Origin of the sequence: Streptomyces sp. NPDC127068, assembly GCF_042724695.1 — a bacterium.
In the GTDB taxonomy this organism is placed as follows: domain Bacteria; phylum Actinomycetota; class Actinomycetes; order Streptomycetales; family Streptomycetaceae; genus Streptomyces.
This window is the reverse complement of record NZ_JBHXEN010000006.1, coordinates 91,909-110,382: the sequence shown is the minus strand read 5'-3', so window position 1 is coordinate 110,382 and position 18,474 is coordinate 91,909. Positions and strand designations below refer to the sequence as shown.

Below are 18,474 nucleotides of genomic sequence, written 5' to 3'. Positions count from 1 at the left end.
GCGCTTGCCGAATATGACACGGCGATGAACCAGCCGCACTAAGCTCGCCCGCAGCGCCCTGAGTTGAGGCGTAATAAGGCTGAATCGTGCGTTTGTTCTCCGGGATTCCCGTTGGTGGGAATCGTTCCGGACGCTCCCGCACGCCCGGCACCCGGAACTCACACTGGAAACCCGCACCGATCCACGCGAAACCCCGAGTTCCTCCGGACGTACCGACCATCCCCGAGCCGACTCCCTCAGAGGGCATACATGGTGAGTGTTCAAGCGCCTCCCGGTGGCCGAAAGATCCCCCAGCTACGCGTACTCCTGCTGCCGACCTTCCTGATGGCCGCCGTGACCGGAGGGTCCGTCGCCGCCGTCGCGGAACCGGCCCGGCTCGCGGTGGGCCTGTGCGGAGCGATCGGCACCGTACTGGTCCTCGCCTCGGCAGGTGAGGCCGCTCGCCGGGGGCGGCTGCTGACGGCCCTGCGCGCCGACTTCGCCCGCCGGGCCGCGTACCTGGAGAAGCGCCTCGCCACCCAGGACGCCGAACTGATCCACCTGGGCCAGCAGCTCCTGCCCGACGCCCTGTTCCGGCTCCGCCAAGGGGAGTCGCCCGCCGACGTGGTCCGGGCCGTCGTCGACTCCGACCCCGCCTACCGCGACCTGCCCGACACCCAGCGCGCCCTGCTGAAGGACGTCCTCGACATCGTGGACAACGAGGAGGCGGTCCGCGAATCGACCCAGCGCGCCTTCGTCAACATCGCCCGCCGGGTCCAGGCGATCGTCCATCAGCAGGCCGCGGAACTGCGCGAGATGGAGGAGGACCACGGACGCAACCCGGAGGTTTTCGACGACCTGCTGCGCATCGACCACGGCACCGCGCTGATCGGTCGCCTCGCCGACTCCATCGCGGTGCTCGGCGGCGCCCGGCCCGGTCGCCAGTGGCCCAAACCCGTACCCCTGTTCAGCGTGTTGCGCGGCGCGATGTCCCGCATCCTGGAGTACCGCCGGGTGGACCTGCACTCCATCGCCAAGGTCGCCGTCCGGGGCACCCACGTGGAGCCGCTGATCCACGCCGCCGCCGAACTCCTCGACAACGCCACCCGCTACTCGCCGCCCCAGACCCGCGTCCACGTCACCGCGGTCGAGGTGCAGACGGGCATCGCCATCGAGATCGAGGACGGCGGGGTGAGCCTCAGCGAGGAGGCCCGGCTGCGCGCCGAACGGATGCTCGCCCAGGCCCAGGCCGGCATCGACCTCAAGGACCTCGGCGAGACCCCCCGGCTCGGCATGGCCGTCGTCGGTCGCCTCTCGCAGATGTACGACATGCAGGTCTCGCTGCGGCAGTCCGCCTACGGTGGCGTCCGCGCGGTGCTCATCGTGCCCCGCGACATGCTCACCTCCGGCCCCGCGCCCGGCGTCGCCCACGGCATCGGCGCCACTGCCGTCCCCCGGGTCAACGACGACGGCACCCCGGTCCAGGAGCCGCAGCGCAAGGCCAAGAAGCGCCGCCCCACCACCGGTCCGCGCCGCCCCGACGACGACCTGGTGCCCGCGGGGCGCGGCGGCGAGGACCTGCCCGTCGTCACCGAATGGACCGCGGGCGGTCTGCCGCAGCGCCGCAGCAGGGTGAAGACCCCGCTCACCCAGCGCTACGCCGAGGCCGCCGCCGCGGAGGCCGCCGGGGAACCGGACCTCTGGCGCACGTCCGTCCCCGCCCCGGCGCAGCCCGACGAGCCCGAACCGGGCCTGTGGGTCGAGGCGTTCATGAACGGCATCAAGGGGCAGCCCGACCCGGACCCCACCACCGGGGGCGACCCGGAGGGCGCCGCCGGCGTCGTGAACGGCTCCGGCGTGGGGCACATCGGCTCGTACCCGCAGGCACACCCGCAGAACGACGACCTCATGGACGAGGGAGACCGCACGTGATCCAGCAGCGAGCCAACTTCGACTGGATGCTCAAGGACCTCGCGGACGGAGTGCCGCAGACCCGTCAAGTGGTCGTGCTGTCCGCCGACGGACTGCGCATCGCCCGGTACGGCGGAGAGCCCGACGCGGCCGACCGCCTCGCCGCGGCCTGCGCCGGACTCCAGAGCCTCGCCAGCGCGGTCGCCGCGGAGATCCCCGACAGCGACGGCCGGATGCGCATGGTCATCATCGAGGTCAGCGGCGGCTACTTCTACCTGATGGCCGCCGGCGCGGGCGCCTTCCTCGCCGTCCTCGCCGACGAAACCGTCGACGCGGGCCTCATGAGCAACCGCATGCGCGACCTCGTGGTACGGATCGGGGCCCACCTCACCAGCCCGCCCAGGCGTGACGGGCAGACCGTATGACTCCTCCGCAACGCCAACGCCACACCCCCCAACCGGGCCAGGAGAAGGATCCGGAGCGCCTCTACGTCATCACCGGAGCCTCCCAGGAGGGCGATCGGGCCGAAGTCGACCTGGTCACCCTCATCGTCACCCGCGCCGACCCCTCGCCCACCGCCCAACCCGAACAGGCGGCGGTGCTCCGCCTGTGCCAGTCCCCCCTGTCCGTGGCCGAGATCTCGGCGTACCTCAATCTGCCGTTCAGCGTCGTGACCGTGCTGCTGTCGGAACTGCTGACGGCCGAACTGGTGCAGGCGCGCTCGCCGATCGTGCGGTCCGCACTGCCCGACCGTTCCCTCCTCGAAGCGGTGATGCATGGACTTCAAAAACTGTGAGAACGCGGTGGACGACCCGTCCGACGAGGGCCCGGTCGTCCGACACGGCCCGCGCGCCGAGGACCACCTCCCGGACACCGCCAACGCGGCCGTCAAGATCGTGATCGTGGGCGGGTTCGGGGTCGGCAAGACCACCATGGTCCGCGCGGTGAGCGAGATCCGTCCGCTCACCACCGAGGAGACCATGACCCAGGCCGGGATCGGGGTCGACGACGACTACGGCTCCGACTCCAAGACCGCCACCACCGTGGCCATGGACTTCGGCCGGATCAGCATCACCGAACAACTGGTGCTGTACCTGTTCGGCACCCCGGGACAGGAGCGGTTCTGGTTCCTCTGGAACGGCCTGTTCGAAGGGGCCCTCGGTGCCGTCGTCCTCGTCGACACCCGGCGCCTGGAGGTCAGCTTCGACGTCATCGGCCGGCTGGAGGAGCGCGGGGTGCCGTTCGTCATCGCGGTCAACGACTTCCCGGACGCGCCCCGCTACCCGACGGTGGAGCTGCGGACCGCGCTCGACCTGCCGGAGTACGTCCCCATCGTGAAGTGCGACGCCCGTCGGCGCGCCTCCAGCCGTGACGCCCTGATGACCCTGCTGCACTTCCTGCACTCGCTCTCCGGCGCACCCGCCTGAGCGACCCGCGACCGGGCCCGTGCCCCGCACCGTCGACCGCGCCCCCGGCGCCCCCGACCGTCCTTCCCATCCCGGACCCCGGCACCCGTCGAGGCCGCCGACCTCACGGGCCACCGGCCCGGACTCCTCGGAGCGATCACCGTGACCACGCCACCCCGTCTCCCCGACAGCCCGCCCGGCACCGACGATCCCGTCCCGTCCGCGTCCCCGCCGCCGGGCTGCCCCGCGCACGTCCCGGCCGCCCGGCGGCGTCTGTACGGTCCCGACGCCGACGCGGACCTGACCAGCCTCTACGGCAAGCTGCGCGCCGAACACGGTCCGGTAGCACCCGTGTTGATCCACAACGACGTTCCCATGTGGGCGGTGCTCGGCCACAGCGAGAACCTGCACATGGTGCGTACGCCCTCGCAGTACAACCGGGACGCCCGTGGCTGGAACGCGGTCAAGGACGGCACCGCCGGGCCGACCCACCCCCTGGCGCCCGTCTACTCCTGGCAACCCATCTGCAGCTTCGCCGAGGGAGCCGAGCACCAGCGGCTGCGCGGGGCCGTGACCGGGGCCATCTCCGCCATCGACCACCGCGGCGCCCGGCGTTACATCAACCGCTACAGCCAACGCCTCGTCAACGACATCTGCGAACAGGGCCGCGCCGACCTCGTCAGCCAGTTCGCCGAGCAACTGCCCATGGCGGTGATGTGCGAGATCCTCGGCATGCCCGAGGAGTACAACGAACGCATGGTGCAGTCGGCCCGCGACATGATCAAGGGCACCGAGACCGCCATCGCCAGCAACGAGTACGTGATGAGCGCGCTGATGCTGCTGGTCGCGCGCCGGCGGGCGAAACCGGCGGAGGACTTCACCAGTGCGCTCATCGGCCACGAGTCGCGGCTCACCGACGACGAGGTGGCCCAGCACCTGCGGTTGGTGCTCATCGCCGCCTACGAAGCGACCGCCAACCTCATCGCCAACGTGCTGCGGATGGTGCTCACCGACCCGCGGTTCCGCGCCCAACTCAACGGCGGACAGATGACGGTGCCGGAGGCGGTGGAACAGACGCTGTGGGACGAGCCGCCGTTCTCCGCGATGGTCGCCTACTTCGCCAAGCACGACACCGAGTTGGGCGGGCAGCGCATCCGCGCGGGCGACGGCCTCATCTTCGGGATCGCCCCGGGCAACCTCGACCCGGCCGTCCGCCCCGACCTGACCGCGAGCATGCAGGGCAACCGCTCGCACCTCGCCTTCGGCAGCGGACCGCACGAATGCCCCGGCCAGGACATCGGCCGGGCCATCGCGGACACCGGGGTCGACGCCCTGTTGATGCGGTTGCCCGACATCCGGCTCGCCCTCGACGAGGCGGACCTGCGCTGGCGTTCGACCATCCTCTCCCGGCACCTGGTCGAACTTCCCGTCACCTTCGTCCCCAGGCCGCCGCAGGACGTGCGTGCCCGCCCGAGCATCGGCAAGCCCGTGGGCGGCGCCGGTGACTGGCAGGTCTCGTCGCCCGCTCCGCTGTCCGCACCGAGTTCCACCGCGGTGAGCGAGTTGGCCGGCGTCGGTTCGGTGCCGCTGCCGCCGACCACCGAACCGGCCTCCCCCGAGCCCCGGCCCGCACGGCCGGGGCTGTGGGGGCGCCTCGTCCGGTGGTGGCGCGGCGCCTGACCGGGGACCGCCCCACGGGCGGCCCGATCAGGTCGGGGAGCCGTCCGGTGCCTCGGGCGGCTCCCCGGTGAGGTCGCGGGCGCTGGTGAAACGGTGCTCCAAGCCGGTGACCGGGTCCCTGAACTCCAGTACCCGGGCCAGCAGCTTCAGCGGCTCGCGGAAGTCCCCGGGCGCGGTGGCGTCGCGGACCACCGGGTACAGCGGATCGCCGACGATCGGTACGCCGAGCGCGTTCATGTGCACCCGCAGCTGATGGGTGCGGCCGGTCAGCGGGACCAACCGGTACCGGGCGACGGGGGTCCGGGCCGGGGGGAGCAGGTCGAGGAGTTCGACGCGGCTGATCGCGTTCGGCTCGCCGGGCACCTCCCGCGCGGTCAACACCCCGCGCTCCTTCTCGATCCGGCTGCGGACCGTGCGCGGCAGCTCCAGCCCCTCGTCGAAGGGCGCCAGCGCCTCGTACTCCTTGTGGACGCGCCGGTCCCGGAACAGGTTCTGGTAGGCGCCGCGCTCCTCGGGCCGGACGATGAACAGCACGAGGCCCGCCGTCAACCGGTCCAGCCGGTGCGCGGCGCCGAGCCCGGGGAGACCGAGTTCCCGCCGCAGCCGGGCCAGGGCGGTCTCGGTGACGTGACTGCCACGCGGCGTCGTGGCGAGGAAGTGCGGTTTGTCCACCACCACGATGTGCTCGTCGCGGTGGACGACCGGCAGCGGGAACGGAACGGGCGGCTCCGGCCGCAGCTCCCGGTGGAACCAGAGGGAGGCGCCGGGGGCGTAGGGCGCGTCCGGCGCGACCGGGTGGCCGTCGGCCGTGACGAAGGCTCCCGAGCGCAGCATCGCGTCGATGACCTCGGCGGGCGGGGCCAGCCGGTCGACCAGATGGTCCCGGATCGTGGTCCAGGGGCCGCCCGTGGCGGGCAGCCGGAGACGGGACGGGTCCACCCCCTGGCGCTGGGGGAGGGGAGCGGGCGGTGATCTGCGGGGCATGGTGGTGCCGAGCGTAGTCCGTGCGCAGTCCTGGTCCGACGGGTGACCTGCCGCCCGTCGCCCGTCGTGGGGCGTCGGCGACCGGACGGAAAACCGGTGTCCCGCGCGCCGGGTCGCTGCGAGGATGCGGCCATGCCTTGGTTCATCGATGACGTGGTGGCGGCCGGCACCTTGGCCGGGTCACCCCAGCCGACGATCCCGGCGGCCGGGGGCCTGGCCCTGCGCCCCTGGCAGGACGACGACGCGCCCGTGGTGCTGCGCGCCTTCCAGGACCCGGCCGTGCAACGGTGGCACTGCCGCTCCGCCGATTCGTGGGAGGAGGCGCTCGGCTGGATCGGCGAGTGGCGGGACGCCTGGCGGGGAGAGCGGATGGCCTCCTGGGCGGTGATCGGCACGGACACCGGCGAGGTACTGGGCCGGGTGGCGCTGCGGGAGATCGTCCTGGCGGACGGCAGCGCGGAACTCGGGTACTGGATGCTGCCCGACACGCGGGGGCGCGGGATAGCCCCGCGCTCCGTCACCGCACTGACCCGCTGGGCCTTCGACGAGGTCGGCCTGCACCGACTGGAACTCCTGCACGCGCTCGGCAACGACGCCTCCTGCCGGGTCGCGGCCAAGGCCGGGTTCGCCCTGGAGGGCACCAAGCGGTCGGCGCTGCTGCACGGCGACGGCTGGCACGACATGCACCTGCACGCCCGGGTGGCGGACGACCCCGATCCGGGCACCGACTGAGCATTGGGTGCGTGCGCGTGAACGCGAAGAACCCCCAGGGGGCTCCGGTCCCTGGGGGTTCCGTTCGGGGGCGGGGTGCCCGGAAGGTCAGGCCGCCGTCTCCTGCTCGGCCTCCACCTGGGCGTTCCACTCCGGCTTGGACGCCTGCCAGCCGTCCTCGTTGTGACCGAGGCGCCAGTACCCGGAGATCGACAGGTCCTCACGGGGCATCTGGTGCTCCAACCGCAGGATGCGCCGGAGTTCCTTCACGAACCCGGCCTCGCCGTGCACGAACGCCTGGCAGCGACCCGCGGGGAACTCCAGGGCGCGCACGGCGTCGAGCAGGGCCTCGCCGACCGGGCGCTCGCCCCGGTGCAGCCAGACCACCTCGGCGTCCGTCGCGATCTGCTGCTCCTCCTCGGGGCCGGTGACCTCGATGAACGCATGGACCGTGGCACCCGGGGGCAGGGCCTCCAGCGAGGCGGCGATGGCGGGCAGCGCGCTCTCGTCACCGGCCAGCAGGTGCCAGTCGGCATCCGGGGAGGGCGCGTACGCGCCGCCCGGGCCGAGGATGCGGACCTCCTCGCCGGGCTGGACGCGCGCGGCCCAGGGGCCCGCGATGCCGGCGTCGCCGTGGAGGACGAAGTCGAGGGACAGTTCCCTGGCCTTCGGGTCCCAGGCCCGCACGGAGTAGGTGCGCGGGACCGGCCACTGGTCCCGCGGGAAGTCCGCGCGCACCTGCTGGACGTCGAAGGGCTCCGGGTAGCTGACGCCGGGCGGGGTGAAGAGGATCTTCACGTAGTGGTCGGTCCACTCGTCCGCGGAGAACGCGGAGAGACCGTCACCGCCGAGCACCACCCGGTGCATGTGGGGGGTGAGCCGCTCCGTGCGCACCACGCGCCCCACATGTGTCATCGGTGCTTTGCGTGCCGGTCGCTCGGCCATGCGGACTCCCTGATCGCGTTAACTTAGGCTTACCTAAGTTAACATCTCATGCGGTGAGCGTGGCAAGCAGGCGGTGCAGGGAGCCGCCGAGGCCCCAGCGCTCGGCGAGCCGGTCGAGCGCCGCCGGGTCGCGCGGGGCGTGCGGCAGGGCCGGTTCCACCTCCGGCAGCGGGACGTCCTCGGCGACCCGGACCACCCGTGGCGCGACGGCGAGGTACGGGCGCGACTCGTGCAGGCGCTTGCGCTGCGTCGGGGTCAGCTTCGCGGCCGGCCGGTCGACCGCGGCCATGATCCCGGCGAGGTCGCCGAACTCCGCGAGCAGCTTGGCCGCCGTCTTCTCGCCGATGCCGGGCACCCCGGGCAGCCCGTCGGACGGGTCGCCGCGCAGCAGGGCCAGATCGGCGTACCCGGAGCCCCCGACCCCGTACTTCTCGCGCAGTACCGCCTCGTCGGTGAGCTGGAGGGTGCCGACGCCCTTGATCGGGTACAGCACCCGTACGCCCCGGGCGTCGTCCACCAGCTGGTAGAGGTCGCGGTCCCCGGTGACGATGTCGACGGGGCCGGTCGCACGGGCGGTGAAGGTGCCGATCACGTCGTCGGCCTCGTAACCGGCGACGCCCACCCGGGCGATGCCGAGCGCGTCCAGGACCTCTTCGATCACGGGCACCTGCGGGGACAGCGTGTCCGGCACCTCCTCCTCGTCGGGCTGTTCGGGGCCCGTCTCCACCGCGACCCGGTGCGCCTTGTAGGAGGGGATGAGGTCGACCCGCCACTGCGGACGCCAGTCCGCGTCCATGCAGGCGACCAGGTCGTCGGGGTGGTGGTCCCGGACCAGTCGGTCGATGAACTCCAGCAGGCCGCGCACCGCGTTGACCGGGGTGCCGTCCGGGGCCCGCACCGACTCCGGGACGCCGAAGTAGGCCCGGAAGTACAGGGAAGCGGTGTCGAGGAGCATGAGTCGTCGGGTTCGCTGCGTCACGTCCGCATCATGCCCCACACCGCTGACAGGGGGCCGTTCCGCGGTCCGGTGCGGGCCCGGGTTCCTGCGTTCCGGTGGTCCGTGCCCGCTCTCGGAGGGCGGTCCGTGCGTGCCCCGGGACGGTGGTCCGTGTCCCGCTGGACGAGAGGGGCGGATGGGGACGAACAGTGACCCGTGTCACTTACACGTTTCCATGCGGGGGACCCGGGCAGGCGCGCGGCCGGAGTGAACCCGGCTCCGCACGTCCTCGCCGACGTCCGGACCGGCCCGCGGGCCGACCCCGCCACGCTCCGCGGCCCGCCCGGGGGAAGGCGGGCCGTCGTTGGCCCTACCCGAGAGGTTTATGTGTCCAAGCTAGAGGCCGCGCACCTGTACAAGGTGTTCGGAAGACGACCCGAATCCGCCGTCGAGAGGCTCCGTGGGGGCGCCGACCGCGAGGAGCTGCGCGCCGACGGGGTCACCGCCGCCGTCATCGACGCCTCCTTCACGGTCGACCCCGGCCAGATCTTCGTGGTGATGGGTCTCTCCGGCTCGGGCAAGTCGACCCTCCTGCGGATGCTCAACGGGCTCCTGGAGCCCACCGCCGGACAGGTGCTGTTCGACGGCCAGGACCTCACCGCACTCAGCCCCCGTGAGCTGCGCGAGGTCCGGGCCCGCAAGATCAGCATGGTGTTCCAGCACTTCGCGCTGTTCCCGCACCGCAGCGTCCTGGAGAACGCCGCCTACGGCCTGGAGGTCCAGGGCGTGCCGCGGGCCGCGCGCGAGGAACGCGCCGCCGAGGCGCTGACGCTCACCGGCCTCGCCGGCTGGGAGAAGAGCTGGCCCGACGAGCTGTCCGGCGGCATGCAGCAGCGCGTCGGCCTGGCCCGGGCCCTGGCCACGGACGCCGACCTGCTCCTCATGGACGAGTCGTTCAGCGCGCTGGACCCGCTGATCCGCCGCGACATGCAGGACCAGCTCCTCGAACTCCAGACCCGGCTGAAGAAGACGATCGTGTTCATCACCCACGACCTCAACGAGGCCATGCGGCTCGGCGACCGGGTCGCGGTGATGCGGGACGGCCGCATCGTGCAGACCGGAACCGCCGAGGACATCCTGCTGACCCCGGCGAACGACTACGTGGCCGCCTTCACCCAGGACGTCGACCGCTCCCGGGTGCTGACCGCGGCGTCCGTCATGGACGGCGACCCGGTCGGCGACGAGGCCGACTGCTCCTGCGTCACGGCCGACGTGGACACCCCGTTCGCCGAGCTGTGCGCGCTGAGCGCCCGCGTTCCGCACCCCGTCGCGGTGCTCGACGCCCAGCGACGGCTGGTCGGCGTGGTGCCGCGCCGCCGGCTGCTCGGCGCGTTCGGTGACGCCGACGGGCCCCCGCCGCCCGCCGCGCCCTGCAACGCACCCCGGAACCCGGCCGCTTCCCACGGCGCCGCGACCGCCACCCGCACCGGGGCGGTGAGCACCGATGCCTAGGCTGCACCTCGGGGACTGGGTCGACAGCGGTGTCGACTGGTTGGTCACCCACATGGCCTGGCTCTTCGACTCGCTCAAGAGCGTGGTCGAGGGCCTGTACGACGGGGTCAACGCCGTGCTCGGCGCCCCCGAACCCCTGATCCTCGCGGGCCTGTTCGCCCTGTTCGCCTGGTGGCTGCGCGGTCTGCTGGCCGGTGTGCTCGCCTTCGGCGGCTTCGCGCTGATCGATGCGATGGAGCTGTGGGACAAGTCGATGTCGACGCTGTCCCTGGTGCTCGTCGCCACGCTGATCGCCCTGGTCATCGGGGTGCCGCTCGGCATCTGGGCGGCCCGTTCGCAGACCGTGAGCGCCGTCGTCAGACCGGTCCTGGACCTGCTCCAGACGATGCCGTCGATGGTGTTGCTGATCCCGGCGATCCTCTTCTTCGGGATGGGCGTGCCGGCCGGTGTCGTCGCCACGCTGATCTTCGCCCTCGCCCCCGGCGTCCGGATGACCGAACTCGGCATCCGACAGGTGGACGCCGAGCTCGTGGAGGCGGCCGAGGCGTTCGGCACCACGCCCCGCGACACCCTGCTGCGGGTGCAGCTGCCGCTCGCGCTGCCCACGATCATGGCGGGCGTCAACCAGGTCATCATGCTGGGCCTGTCGATGGTCGTCATCGCCGGCATGGTCGGCACCGGTGGCCTCGGCGGGGCCGTCAACGAGGCCATCGGCCAGCTCAACATCGGCCTCGGCTTCGAGGCGGGCCTGGGCATCGTCGTCCTCGCGATCTACCTCGACCGGATGACCGGCGCGCTGGGCGAACGCGTGTCACCGCTCGGCCGGCGGGCCGCCGCCAAGGCCCGGGCCGGCGGGAACCTGAAGATCTGGCAGCACCGTCCCCGGCCGGTCGTCGCCGTGGTCGGCGTCGTGGTCCTCGCCCTCGTCGCGGGCGGCATGGGCGTCTTCGGCCGCGGCGAGTCGAAGGGCGAGGTGGCCGCCGGCTCCGACGTGGGTCGGGGCGAGAAGATCGAGATCGGCTACATCCCCTGGGACGAGGCCATCGCCTCGACCTTCCTGTGGAAGGAACTGCTGGAGCGTCGCGGCTTCGAGGTGGAGGCCACGCAGTACGCCGCCGGCCCCCTGTACACGGGCCTGGCCCAGGGGCAGATCGACTTCCAGACCGACAGCTGGCTGCCGGTCACCCACGCCGAGTACTGGAAGAAGTACGGCGACCGGCTCGACGACCTCGGGTCCTGGTACAGCCCGACCTCGCTGGAGATCACCGTCCCCTCGTACGTGAAGGGCGTGGACTCGCTCGCCGACCTCAAGGGCAAGTCCGACCTGTTCGACGGGCGGATCGTCGGGATCGAGCCCAGCGCCGGCATGATGGGTCTGCTCAAGAAGGACGTCCTCGGGGCCTACGGCCTCGACGGGGAGTACGAGGTCGTGGACGGTTCCACCCCCGCGATGCTCGCCGAACTGAAGCGGGCGTACGCCAAGAAGGAACCCATCGCGGTCACCCTCTGGTCCCCCCACTGGGCGTACAGCGACTACGACCTCAAGAAGCTCGCCGACCCCGAGGACTCCTGGGGCGAGGGCGACGGCGTGCACACCCTCAGCCGGGACGGCTTCACCGAGGACCACCCGGAGGCCGGACGCTGGCTGAAGGACTTCCGGATGACCGAGGAGCAGCTGACCAGCCTGGAGGCCGACATCCAGAAGGCCGGCAAGGGCAAGGAGCAGGCGGCCGTCCGCGGTTGGCTGGACGAGCGTCCGGACCTGCTCGACGAGTGGGCACCGCTGCCCGCCGACAGCTGATCGCCACCCGGGGCGTCAACACGACGCCCCGCCTCCCCGGGGGAACGGCGCACGGACGCGGACCCGAGCTGTCAGCGTGCGTCGTGGACGGGGCGGGCTTCGCCGTTCCGGCGGGGTCCGCCCCGTCCGCGTGCTCTACTGGCGACGGCTGTTTGCCGAACATGCGTAGGGTGCAGAAACCCCACGGGGGGTCCGCAGCGGACCCCGGTGCCACGACGAGCGGGGGAGGGAGCCGTGACGATGGACGAGAAGGAATCCTTTCGGGTGGGTGCGGCCGTCCGACGACGGCGCCGTTCCCTGGAGCTGACGCTCGCCGCGGTCGCCGCCCGCAGCGGGCTGTCCGTGCCCTTCCTCAGCCAGGTCGAGAACGAGCGCGCCCGGCCCAGCCGGGCCTCCCTGGAGAAGGTCGCCGACGCGCTCGGCACCACCGCCGTGGAACTGCTGGCCGCCGCCGACCCCGCCTGCACGGTGGACGTGGTCCGCGACGAACTCCCGACGGACGCCCCGCGCACCGACGGACCGTCCGCCAGCCGGGTCCGTTCCCTGGTCAGGGGCCATCAACAACTCCACGCCACCGAGTTCACCGGCGACCACGACACGGCCCGCGAGTTCCAGCACCGCAACGACGAAGTGCTGTACGTCGCCGACGGCGCGGTGGAGATCGAGGCGGAGGGCCGGGCCTACCGGCTCGGCCGCGGTGACACCCTCTACCTCACCGGGGGAGTGCGGCACCGCTGGCGCGCCACGGAACCCGACACCCGGGTCCTGGTGGTCGCCGTCGCGGAGCACATCGACGCCGTGCAGGACCGGAGGAGATGAGGTCGAGACGTCCGACGGGCGGCCGTGCGCTCACTAGGCTGATCCCGTGAATTCTGTCCGGATCGTCTCCCTGGTCCCCTCGCTGACCGAAGCCGTGGCGGTGACCCTGCCCGGCGCCCTCGTCGGCGCCACCGACTGGTGCACCCAACCCGACGGGCTGGACGCGGTGCGCATCGGCGGCACCAAGAACCCCGACGTGCCGCGCATCATCGCCCTCGGCCCCGATCTGGTGGTCACCAACGAGGAGGAGAACCGCGCCCGCGACATTGCCGACCTGCGCGCCGCCGGCATCGAGGTCGTCGTCACCGAGATCCGCTCGGTCCAGCAGGCGTTCCGTGAACTCGACCGGGTCCTCAGAGCCTGCGGCGGTGACCGGCGGCCCGGCTGGCTGGACCTCGCCGAGTCGGTGTGGTCGGGGATGCCGGAGCCCTGGGAGCGCGTCACCGCCGTGATCCCGGTCTGGCGGCGGCCCTGGATGGTCCTCGGTCGCGACACCTTCGCGGGGGACGTCCTCGCCCGCCTCGGCGTCGACAACGTGTACGCGAACCACCCGGACCGCTACCCCCACGTCCCGCTGGAGGAGCTGCGCGAATCGGGCGCGGAGATCGTGGTCCTGCCGGACGAGCCGTACCCGTTCGGCACCGACGACGGACCCGAGTCCTTCGCGATGCCCGCCGCCTGCGTGAGCGGACGCCACCTCACCTGGTACGGGCCGTCCATGGCGCAGGCACCCGGCATGATCGGCGCAAGTCTGCGGGGCGTGCTGCGGGCCCTGTGAAGCCTCGGTACCCGTGCACCGCCGGCTCAACGGGGCGGGGCCGGAAGCCGTCCGCGCACCAGCTCCAGGACCGTCCGCGCCGCGACCACCGTCCAGGCCGCCGCCAGCCCCGCGCCCAGCAACGCCGCCACCACCGCGTAGGCACCCCACCCGGTGCGGTCGGCCAGCTCCGCCGCGCCCGTCACGCAGGTGCCGACGGGGAAGGTGAACGCCCACCACGTCATCGAGAACCGCATGCCCCGGTGCCGGGCCCGCACCACCAGGGCGGTCGCCAGCGCCAGCCACAGCAGCGCGAACCCCATCACCGGCACCCCGTACCACACGGCGAGCACCCCGAACCCGTCCGCGAGTCCGGGCCCGGTCACCGCGGGCGCGGCGTCCGCGAGCCGACCGAGCGCGGTCGTGGACTGGCCGAGCGGCCCGAGCACCAGGAACAACGTCGGGGTCAGCGCCGGCGCCGGCGGACCGTCGGCCACCAGCCCGGCGAACACCGACGGCAACAGGACCAACGTGCCGAGCAACCCCACCCCGAGCAGCGCGAACGAGCCGAACAACAGGCCCTCCCCGGCCCCCGCCGGAAGGTGCGGAACGAACAGCGGCCCGGTCGCCGCGGACACCACCGGAGCCACGACCACCAGCAGCCACACCGGTGTCACGCGGACCGCGCCCCGCCCCACGACCAGCCGGTACGGGACGCCGACCGCGACCACCAGTCCCACCGCAGTCCCCAGCACGAACAACAACAGCCCCAGCCCCACCGCGACGCCCTCGCCCAGCACGTCCCGTCCGACCCCCACCGCACCGCCGCCGACCGCCAGCAGCGCCATCGCGAGGCAGCCGTAGAAGGGCGCCGCCGCCGGGTCGTCGAGCTGAGCGAGGGCCCGGTCGCGGTGGTGGCGCCAGTGCAGGGACCGGGCCGCCGACAGCAGCACCAGCACCAGCAGCGACAGCGACCAGATCGAGACCCACAACGGGCGGAGCCCGGGCAGCCGCCCGGTGAGCTCGGCCCCCGCCGACGCCAGGATCGCGGTGCCCATCACCGTGGCGTACCAGTTCGGCCCGAGGTGCCGGACCGCCCGGCGCACCCGGACGGTCAGTCCGGAACGCGGCGGGCCGGGCGCGGGCGCCCGCGGCGGCAGGGGGGCGTCGGTCGGAGTGCGGGTGGCGGTGGCCATGGGACCACCGTCGCCCCCCGACCGGGCGCCCACCAGGGGTCTTCTCCCTATGAGGACATAAGCTGGATTGATGAGCGGACCGGACGGAGACACGGGGCGATCGGTACCGCTCGCGCACCGCGTACCGGACCTCGGGGCGATGGAACTGCTGCTCGCGGTGGCGCGGCTCGGCAGCCTCGGCCGCGCGGCCAGGGAACTCGGCATCACCCAACCCGCGGCGAGCAGCCGCGTCCGGGCCATGGAACGGCGGCTCGGGGTGACGCTGGTGGACCGTTCGCCCCGGGGCTCCCGGCTCACCGAGGCCGGGGCCCTGGTCACCGACTGGGCCCGTCGGGTGATCGAGGCGGCGGAAGCGTTCGACGCGGGGACGCAGGCCCTGCGCGACCGGCGCGACTCACGGCTGCGGGTCGCCGCCAGCATGACCATCGCGGAGTACCTGCTGCCCGGCTGGCTCCTCGCCCTGCGCGCCGGGCGGCCCGACACGGCGGTGTCCCTGCACGCAGGGAACTCCACGACGGTCGCCGAGCGGTTGCTGTCCGGCGCGGCCGACCTCGGGTTCGTCGAGGGGGTGCGGGTGCCGTCCGGGCTGGACGCGACGGTGATCGGCCACGACCGGCTCCTCGTCGTCACCGCGCCCACCCACCCCTGGGCCCGTCGCCGCAGCCCGGTGCCGGCCGCCGAACTGGCGCGCACCCCGCTGATCCTCCGCGAGGAGGGCTCCGGGACCCGACAGGTGCTGACGGCGGCCATCGGCGAACCGGCCCGCCCCCTGATCGAGCTGTCCTCCACCACCGCGGTCAAGGCCGCCGCGGTCAGCGGGGCGGGGCCCGCGGTCCTCAGCGAACTCGCCGTCCGCGAGGAGTTGGCCGCCCGCCGGCTGGTCGCGATCCCGCTGCGGGACGTCACCCTCACCCGCGCCCTGCGCGCCGCCTGGCCCCAGGGCCCCCGCCCCACGGGCCCCGCCCGCGACCTGCTGGCCCTGACCCGGTCCCCGTAGACTCCGCTCCATGACGGCGCAGACGGTGCAGACGGAGCGGCTCATCGTCCTGACCGGGGGGCCGGGGTCCGGCAAGAGCACCCTGATCGACCACCTGCGGGAGCAGGGCTACGCCGGCTCGCCGGAGGCGGGACGCGGGATCATCAGGGAACAGGTCGCCATCGACGGACCCGGGCTGCCCTGGAAGGACCCCGCCCTGTTCGCCGAGTTGATGCTCGGTTGGGAGATGCGCTCCCACCGCATCGCCTCGGCGGGAACGGCACCCGTCCTCTTCGACCGGGGCGTCCCCGACGTCGTGGGCTACCTGAGGACCGAGCGGCTGCCCGTACCGGACCACCTGCACACCGCCGCACAGCGGTTCCGGTACCACCGCCGGGTGTTCATCGCACCCCCGTGGCCCGAGATCTACCGACGGGACGCGGAGCGCAAGCAGTCCTACGACGAGGCCGTGCGCACCTACGAGTCGATGGTCGAGACCTACACCGCCTACGGCTACGAGCTGGTGCGCCTGCCGCTCGTGCCCGTCGCGGAGCGGGCCCGGTTCCTCGTCGACGCCCTGCGCTGACCGCTGCCGGCCCCTGATCAGCTCCCGGCGCTCGCCGCGACCAGACCCCGCACGACCCGCAGGTCCTCACCCATCTCGGGGTGCCACTGCACCCCGAGCACCCACCGCGCCCCGGGCAGTTCCACCGCCTCCACCGTGCCGTCCGGCGCGTGCGCCGAGGCCACCAGCCCCGCACCCAGCCGCGCCACCGCCTGGTGGTGGTACGTCGGCACCGATGTCGTACCCGGAGCCAACGCCCCGTACCGGGTGCCCGGCACCGCGGTCACCGGATGCGTTCCGAAGACCCCCACCGCCTCGGCGTGCCCGTCCAGGTGCTGGACGAGGGTGCCGCCGAGGGCGACGTTCAGCAGCTGCATCCCCCGACAGATCCCCAGCAACGGGGTCCCCGCGGTGAGCGCCGCCCCGATGAGGGCCAACTCCCAGGCGTCCCGGGCCCGGGCGGGCGCCCCGGTCCCGGGCTCCGGCTCGGCCCCGTACCGGCCCGGCTCCACATCGGGGCCGCCCGCGATGACCAGCCCGTCGAACCGGGCGACCGCCGCCACCGCGTGCGCCGGGTCGTCGGGCGGCAACAGCGCGGCGAGCCCCCCGGCAGCCTGCACCAGCCGCGGATAGCCGGCCGGGAGCAGGGCGGCCGGCAACTCCCACACGCCCCAACGCGCGACCTCCCGGTAGGTGCTCACTCCGATCAGCGGCCCGTCCACCACGCACACTCCTCACCTTCTGTGCCCCCGCGCCTCTGAGGCCCCTCCATCCCCTCCGTTCAGGGGGGTCACTGCCCCTCCCGGTCGCGGACGACACCCCACGCCGTGGCATCCGGATGCATTCGCCCGCGCTCCCTTCCCCGTCCGTGTCCGGCGGGACTACCTTGCATGCTCCGGCTGACCCAAGGAGGCCCTTCCCGTGGCAGACCGCACACCCCCGCTCACCGTCGAGCGGCTGCGCACCCTCGTCGCCCACGGTGAGATCGACACGGTCGTCCTGGCCTTCCCCGACATGCAGGGGCGGCTCCAGGGCAAGCGGTTCGCCGCCGGCTTCTTCCTCGACGAGGTGGTGCAGCACGGCACGGAGGGCTGCGCCTACCTGCTCGCCGTGGACACCGAGATGAACACCGTCGACGGGTACGCCATGTCCTCCTGGGACCGCGGCTACGGCGACTTCGTGATGCGCCCCGACCCGGCCACCCTGCGCCGCGTCCCCTGGAACGAGGGCACCGCCCTGCTCCTCGCCGACCTCGTCTGGCAGGACGGCTCACCGGTGGTCGCCGCGCCCCGTCAGGTACTGCGCCGCCAACTCGACCGGCTCGCCGGCCACGGCTGGCGGGCCCGGGTGGGCACCGAGTTGGAGTTCATCGTCTTCACGGACACCTACGAACAGGCGTGGGACGCCGCCTACCGCGGACTGACCCCGGCCAACCGGTACAACGTCGACTACTCCGTCCTGGGCACCGGCCGCATCGAACCGCTGCTGCGCCGCATCCGCAACGAGATGGCGGTCGCCGGCCTCACCGTCGAGTCGGCCAAGGGCGAGTGCAACCCCGGACAGCACGAGATCGCGTTCCGCTACGACGAGGCCCTCGTCACCTGCGACCAACACGCCCTCTACAAGACCGGGGCCAAGGAGATCGCCGCGCAGGAAGGCGTCTCCCTCACCTTCATGGCCAAGTTCAACGAGCGCGAGGGCAACTCCTGCCACATCCACCTCTCCCTCACCGATGCGGAGGGCCGCCCCGCGATGGCGGCGGACGACGCGTCCCACCCGCACGGCATGGCGCCCGTGATGCGGCACTTCCTCGCCGGGCAACTCGCCGCGCTCCGGGAGTTCTCGCTGCTCTACGCGCCGAACGTCAACTCGTACAAGCGCTTCAGACCCGGCTCGTTCGCGCCGACCGCCGTCGCCTGGGGGCACGACAACCGGACCTGTGCGCTACGGGTCGTCGGCCACGGGGCCTCGCTCCGCTTCGAGAACCGGCTCCCCGGCGGCGACGTCAATCCGCACCTCGCCGTCGCGGGCCTCGTCGCCGCCGGACTGCACGGCATCGAGCAGGGACTCGACCTCCCCGAGCCCTGCCCGGGCAACGCCTACACGGCCGACTTCCCCCGGGTCCCCACCACCCTGCGGGAGGCGGCCGACCTCTGGGAGGGCAGCACGATCGCCCGCGCGGCCTTCGGCGACGAGGTGGTCGACCACTACCACCACGCGGCCCGCGTCGAACTCGACGCCTTCGACACCGCGGTGACCGACTGGGAACTGCGCCGCTCCTTCGAACGCTTGTGA

At 72.8% G+C, this 18,474-nt stretch carries 18 protein-coding genes; 13 read left to right on the top strand and 5 right to left on the bottom strand.

The features are described 5' to 3' along the window. Positions 1-249: 249 nt before the first annotated feature. The 5 genes from ACFWIA_RS05455 (at position 250) to ACFWIA_RS05435 (ending at position 4,976) form a co-directional block, all read left to right on the top strand. On the top strand, positions 250-1,911 hold the full coding sequence (locus tag ACFWIA_RS05455; protein WP_387000643.1) for an ATP-binding protein: 1,662 nt from the start codon (positions 250-252) through the stop codon (positions 1,909-1,911). After that, positions 1,908-2,315, top strand: coding sequence for a roadblock/LC7 domain-containing protein (locus tag ACFWIA_RS05450; protein ID WP_385493116.1), 408 nt, complete (start codon positions 1,908-1,910; stop codon positions 2,313-2,315). The genes ACFWIA_RS05455 and ACFWIA_RS05450 overlap by 4 nt, the downstream gene beginning before the upstream one ends. Then, entirely contained in the window at positions 2,312-2,686 is a 375-nt protein-coding gene (locus tag ACFWIA_RS05445) for a DUF742 domain-containing protein (protein ID WP_385493117.1), read from the top strand. Before ACFWIA_RS05450 ends, ACFWIA_RS05445 begins: the two co-directional genes overlap by 4 nt. Then, a complete protein-coding gene (locus tag ACFWIA_RS05440) occupies positions 2,667-3,317 on the top strand; it encodes an ATP/GTP-binding protein (protein ID WP_387000641.1) in 651 nt (216 codons plus the stop codon). Before ACFWIA_RS05445 ends, ACFWIA_RS05440 begins: the two co-directional genes overlap by 20 nt. Before the next feature lie 141 nt (positions 3,318-3,458). Next, positions 3,459-4,976: a cytochrome P450 gene (locus ACFWIA_RS05435; RefSeq protein WP_387000639.1), complete on the top strand. Its 1,518-nt coding sequence runs from the start codon at positions 3,459-3,461 to the stop codon at positions 4,974-4,976. A 27-nt stretch (positions 4,977-5,003) separates the two neighbouring features. Here the strand turns inward: ACFWIA_RS05435 and ACFWIA_RS05430 are convergent, their stop codons facing one another. Continuing rightward, positions 5,004-5,960, bottom strand: a complete 957-nt coding sequence (locus ACFWIA_RS05430; protein WP_387000637.1) for a pseudouridine synthase — start codon at positions 5,958-5,960, stop codon at positions 5,004-5,006. Between the two features lie 132 nt (positions 5,961-6,092). On the opposite strand from ACFWIA_RS05430, the gene ACFWIA_RS05425 reads away from it, so the two are divergent. After that, a complete protein-coding gene (locus ACFWIA_RS05425; RefSeq protein ID WP_387000635.1) occupies positions 6,093-6,692 on the top strand; it encodes a GNAT family N-acetyltransferase in 600 nt (199 codons plus the stop codon). Between the two features lie 87 nt (positions 6,693-6,779). Here the strand turns inward: ACFWIA_RS05425 and ACFWIA_RS05420 are convergent, their stop codons facing one another. Beyond that, positions 6,780-7,616, bottom strand: a complete 837-nt coding sequence (locus tag ACFWIA_RS05420) for a siderophore-interacting protein (protein ID WP_387000634.1) — start codon at positions 7,614-7,616, stop codon at positions 6,780-6,782. A gap of 46 nt (positions 7,617-7,662) precedes the next feature. Continuing rightward, positions 7,663-8,571, bottom strand: a complete 909-nt coding sequence (locus ACFWIA_RS05415; RefSeq protein ID WP_387000770.1) for a 5'-3' exonuclease H3TH domain-containing protein — start codon at positions 8,569-8,571, stop codon at positions 7,663-7,665. A 369-nt stretch (positions 8,572-8,940) separates the two neighbouring features. On the opposite strand from ACFWIA_RS05415, the gene ACFWIA_RS05410 reads away from it, so the two are divergent. The 4 genes from ACFWIA_RS05410 to ACFWIA_RS05395 all read left to right on the top strand — a co-directional run bounded on the left by ACFWIA_RS05410 (position 8,941) and on the right by ACFWIA_RS05395 (position 13,463). Next, a complete protein-coding gene (locus tag ACFWIA_RS05410; protein ID WP_387000632.1) occupies positions 8,941-10,065 on the top strand; it encodes a glycine betaine/L-proline ABC transporter ATP-binding protein in 1,125 nt (374 codons plus the stop codon). Next, positions 10,058-11,866: an ABC transporter permease/substrate binding protein gene (locus tag ACFWIA_RS05405; RefSeq protein ID WP_387000630.1), complete on the top strand. Its 1,809-nt coding sequence runs from the start codon at positions 10,058-10,060 to the stop codon at positions 11,864-11,866. Before ACFWIA_RS05410 ends, ACFWIA_RS05405 begins: the two co-directional genes overlap by 8 nt. Positions 11,867-12,106: 240 nt before the next feature. After that, positions 12,107-12,685, top strand: coding sequence for a helix-turn-helix domain-containing protein (locus tag ACFWIA_RS05400; RefSeq protein ID WP_387000628.1), 579 nt, complete (start codon positions 12,107-12,109; stop codon positions 12,683-12,685). 46 nt (positions 12,686-12,731) lie between these two features. Further along, positions 12,732-13,463, top strand: a complete 732-nt coding sequence (locus ACFWIA_RS05395) for a helical backbone metal receptor (RefSeq protein ID WP_387000627.1) — start codon at positions 12,732-12,734, stop codon at positions 13,461-13,463. 26 nt (positions 13,464-13,489) lie between these two features. On the opposite strand, the gene ACFWIA_RS05390 is transcribed toward ACFWIA_RS05395, so the two are convergent. Continuing rightward, positions 13,490-14,638, bottom strand: a complete 1,149-nt coding sequence (locus tag ACFWIA_RS05390; RefSeq protein ID WP_387000625.1) for a C4-dicarboxylate ABC transporter — start codon at positions 14,636-14,638, stop codon at positions 13,490-13,492. A 70-nt stretch (positions 14,639-14,708) separates the two neighbouring features. Here ACFWIA_RS05390 and ACFWIA_RS05385 point away from each other — a divergent pair, with 70 nt between their 5' ends. Both ACFWIA_RS05385 and ACFWIA_RS05380 read left to right on the top strand, forming a co-directional pair. Next, complete coding sequence (locus ACFWIA_RS05385) at positions 14,709-15,635, top strand: LysR family transcriptional regulator (protein WP_387000623.1); 927 nt, start codon at positions 14,709-14,711, stop codon at positions 15,633-15,635. Positions 15,636-15,645: 10 nt separating this feature from the next. Next, positions 15,646-16,200, top strand: a complete 555-nt coding sequence (locus ACFWIA_RS05380) for an AAA family ATPase (RefSeq protein ID WP_387000621.1) — start codon at positions 15,646-15,648, stop codon at positions 16,198-16,200. A gap of 17 nt (positions 16,201-16,217) precedes the next feature. Here ACFWIA_RS05380 and ACFWIA_RS05375 read toward each other — a convergent pair whose 3' ends face one another. Beyond that, a complete protein-coding gene (locus tag ACFWIA_RS05375; RefSeq protein ID WP_387000619.1) occupies positions 16,218-16,904 on the bottom strand; it encodes a gamma-glutamyl-gamma-aminobutyrate hydrolase family protein in 687 nt (228 codons plus the stop codon). A gap of 196 nt (positions 16,905-17,100) precedes the next feature. On the opposite strand from ACFWIA_RS05375, the gene ACFWIA_RS05370 reads away from it, so the two are divergent. Next, complete coding sequence (locus tag ACFWIA_RS05370; protein WP_387000617.1) at positions 17,101-18,474, top strand: glutamine synthetase family protein; 1,374 nt, start codon at positions 17,101-17,103, stop codon at positions 18,472-18,474.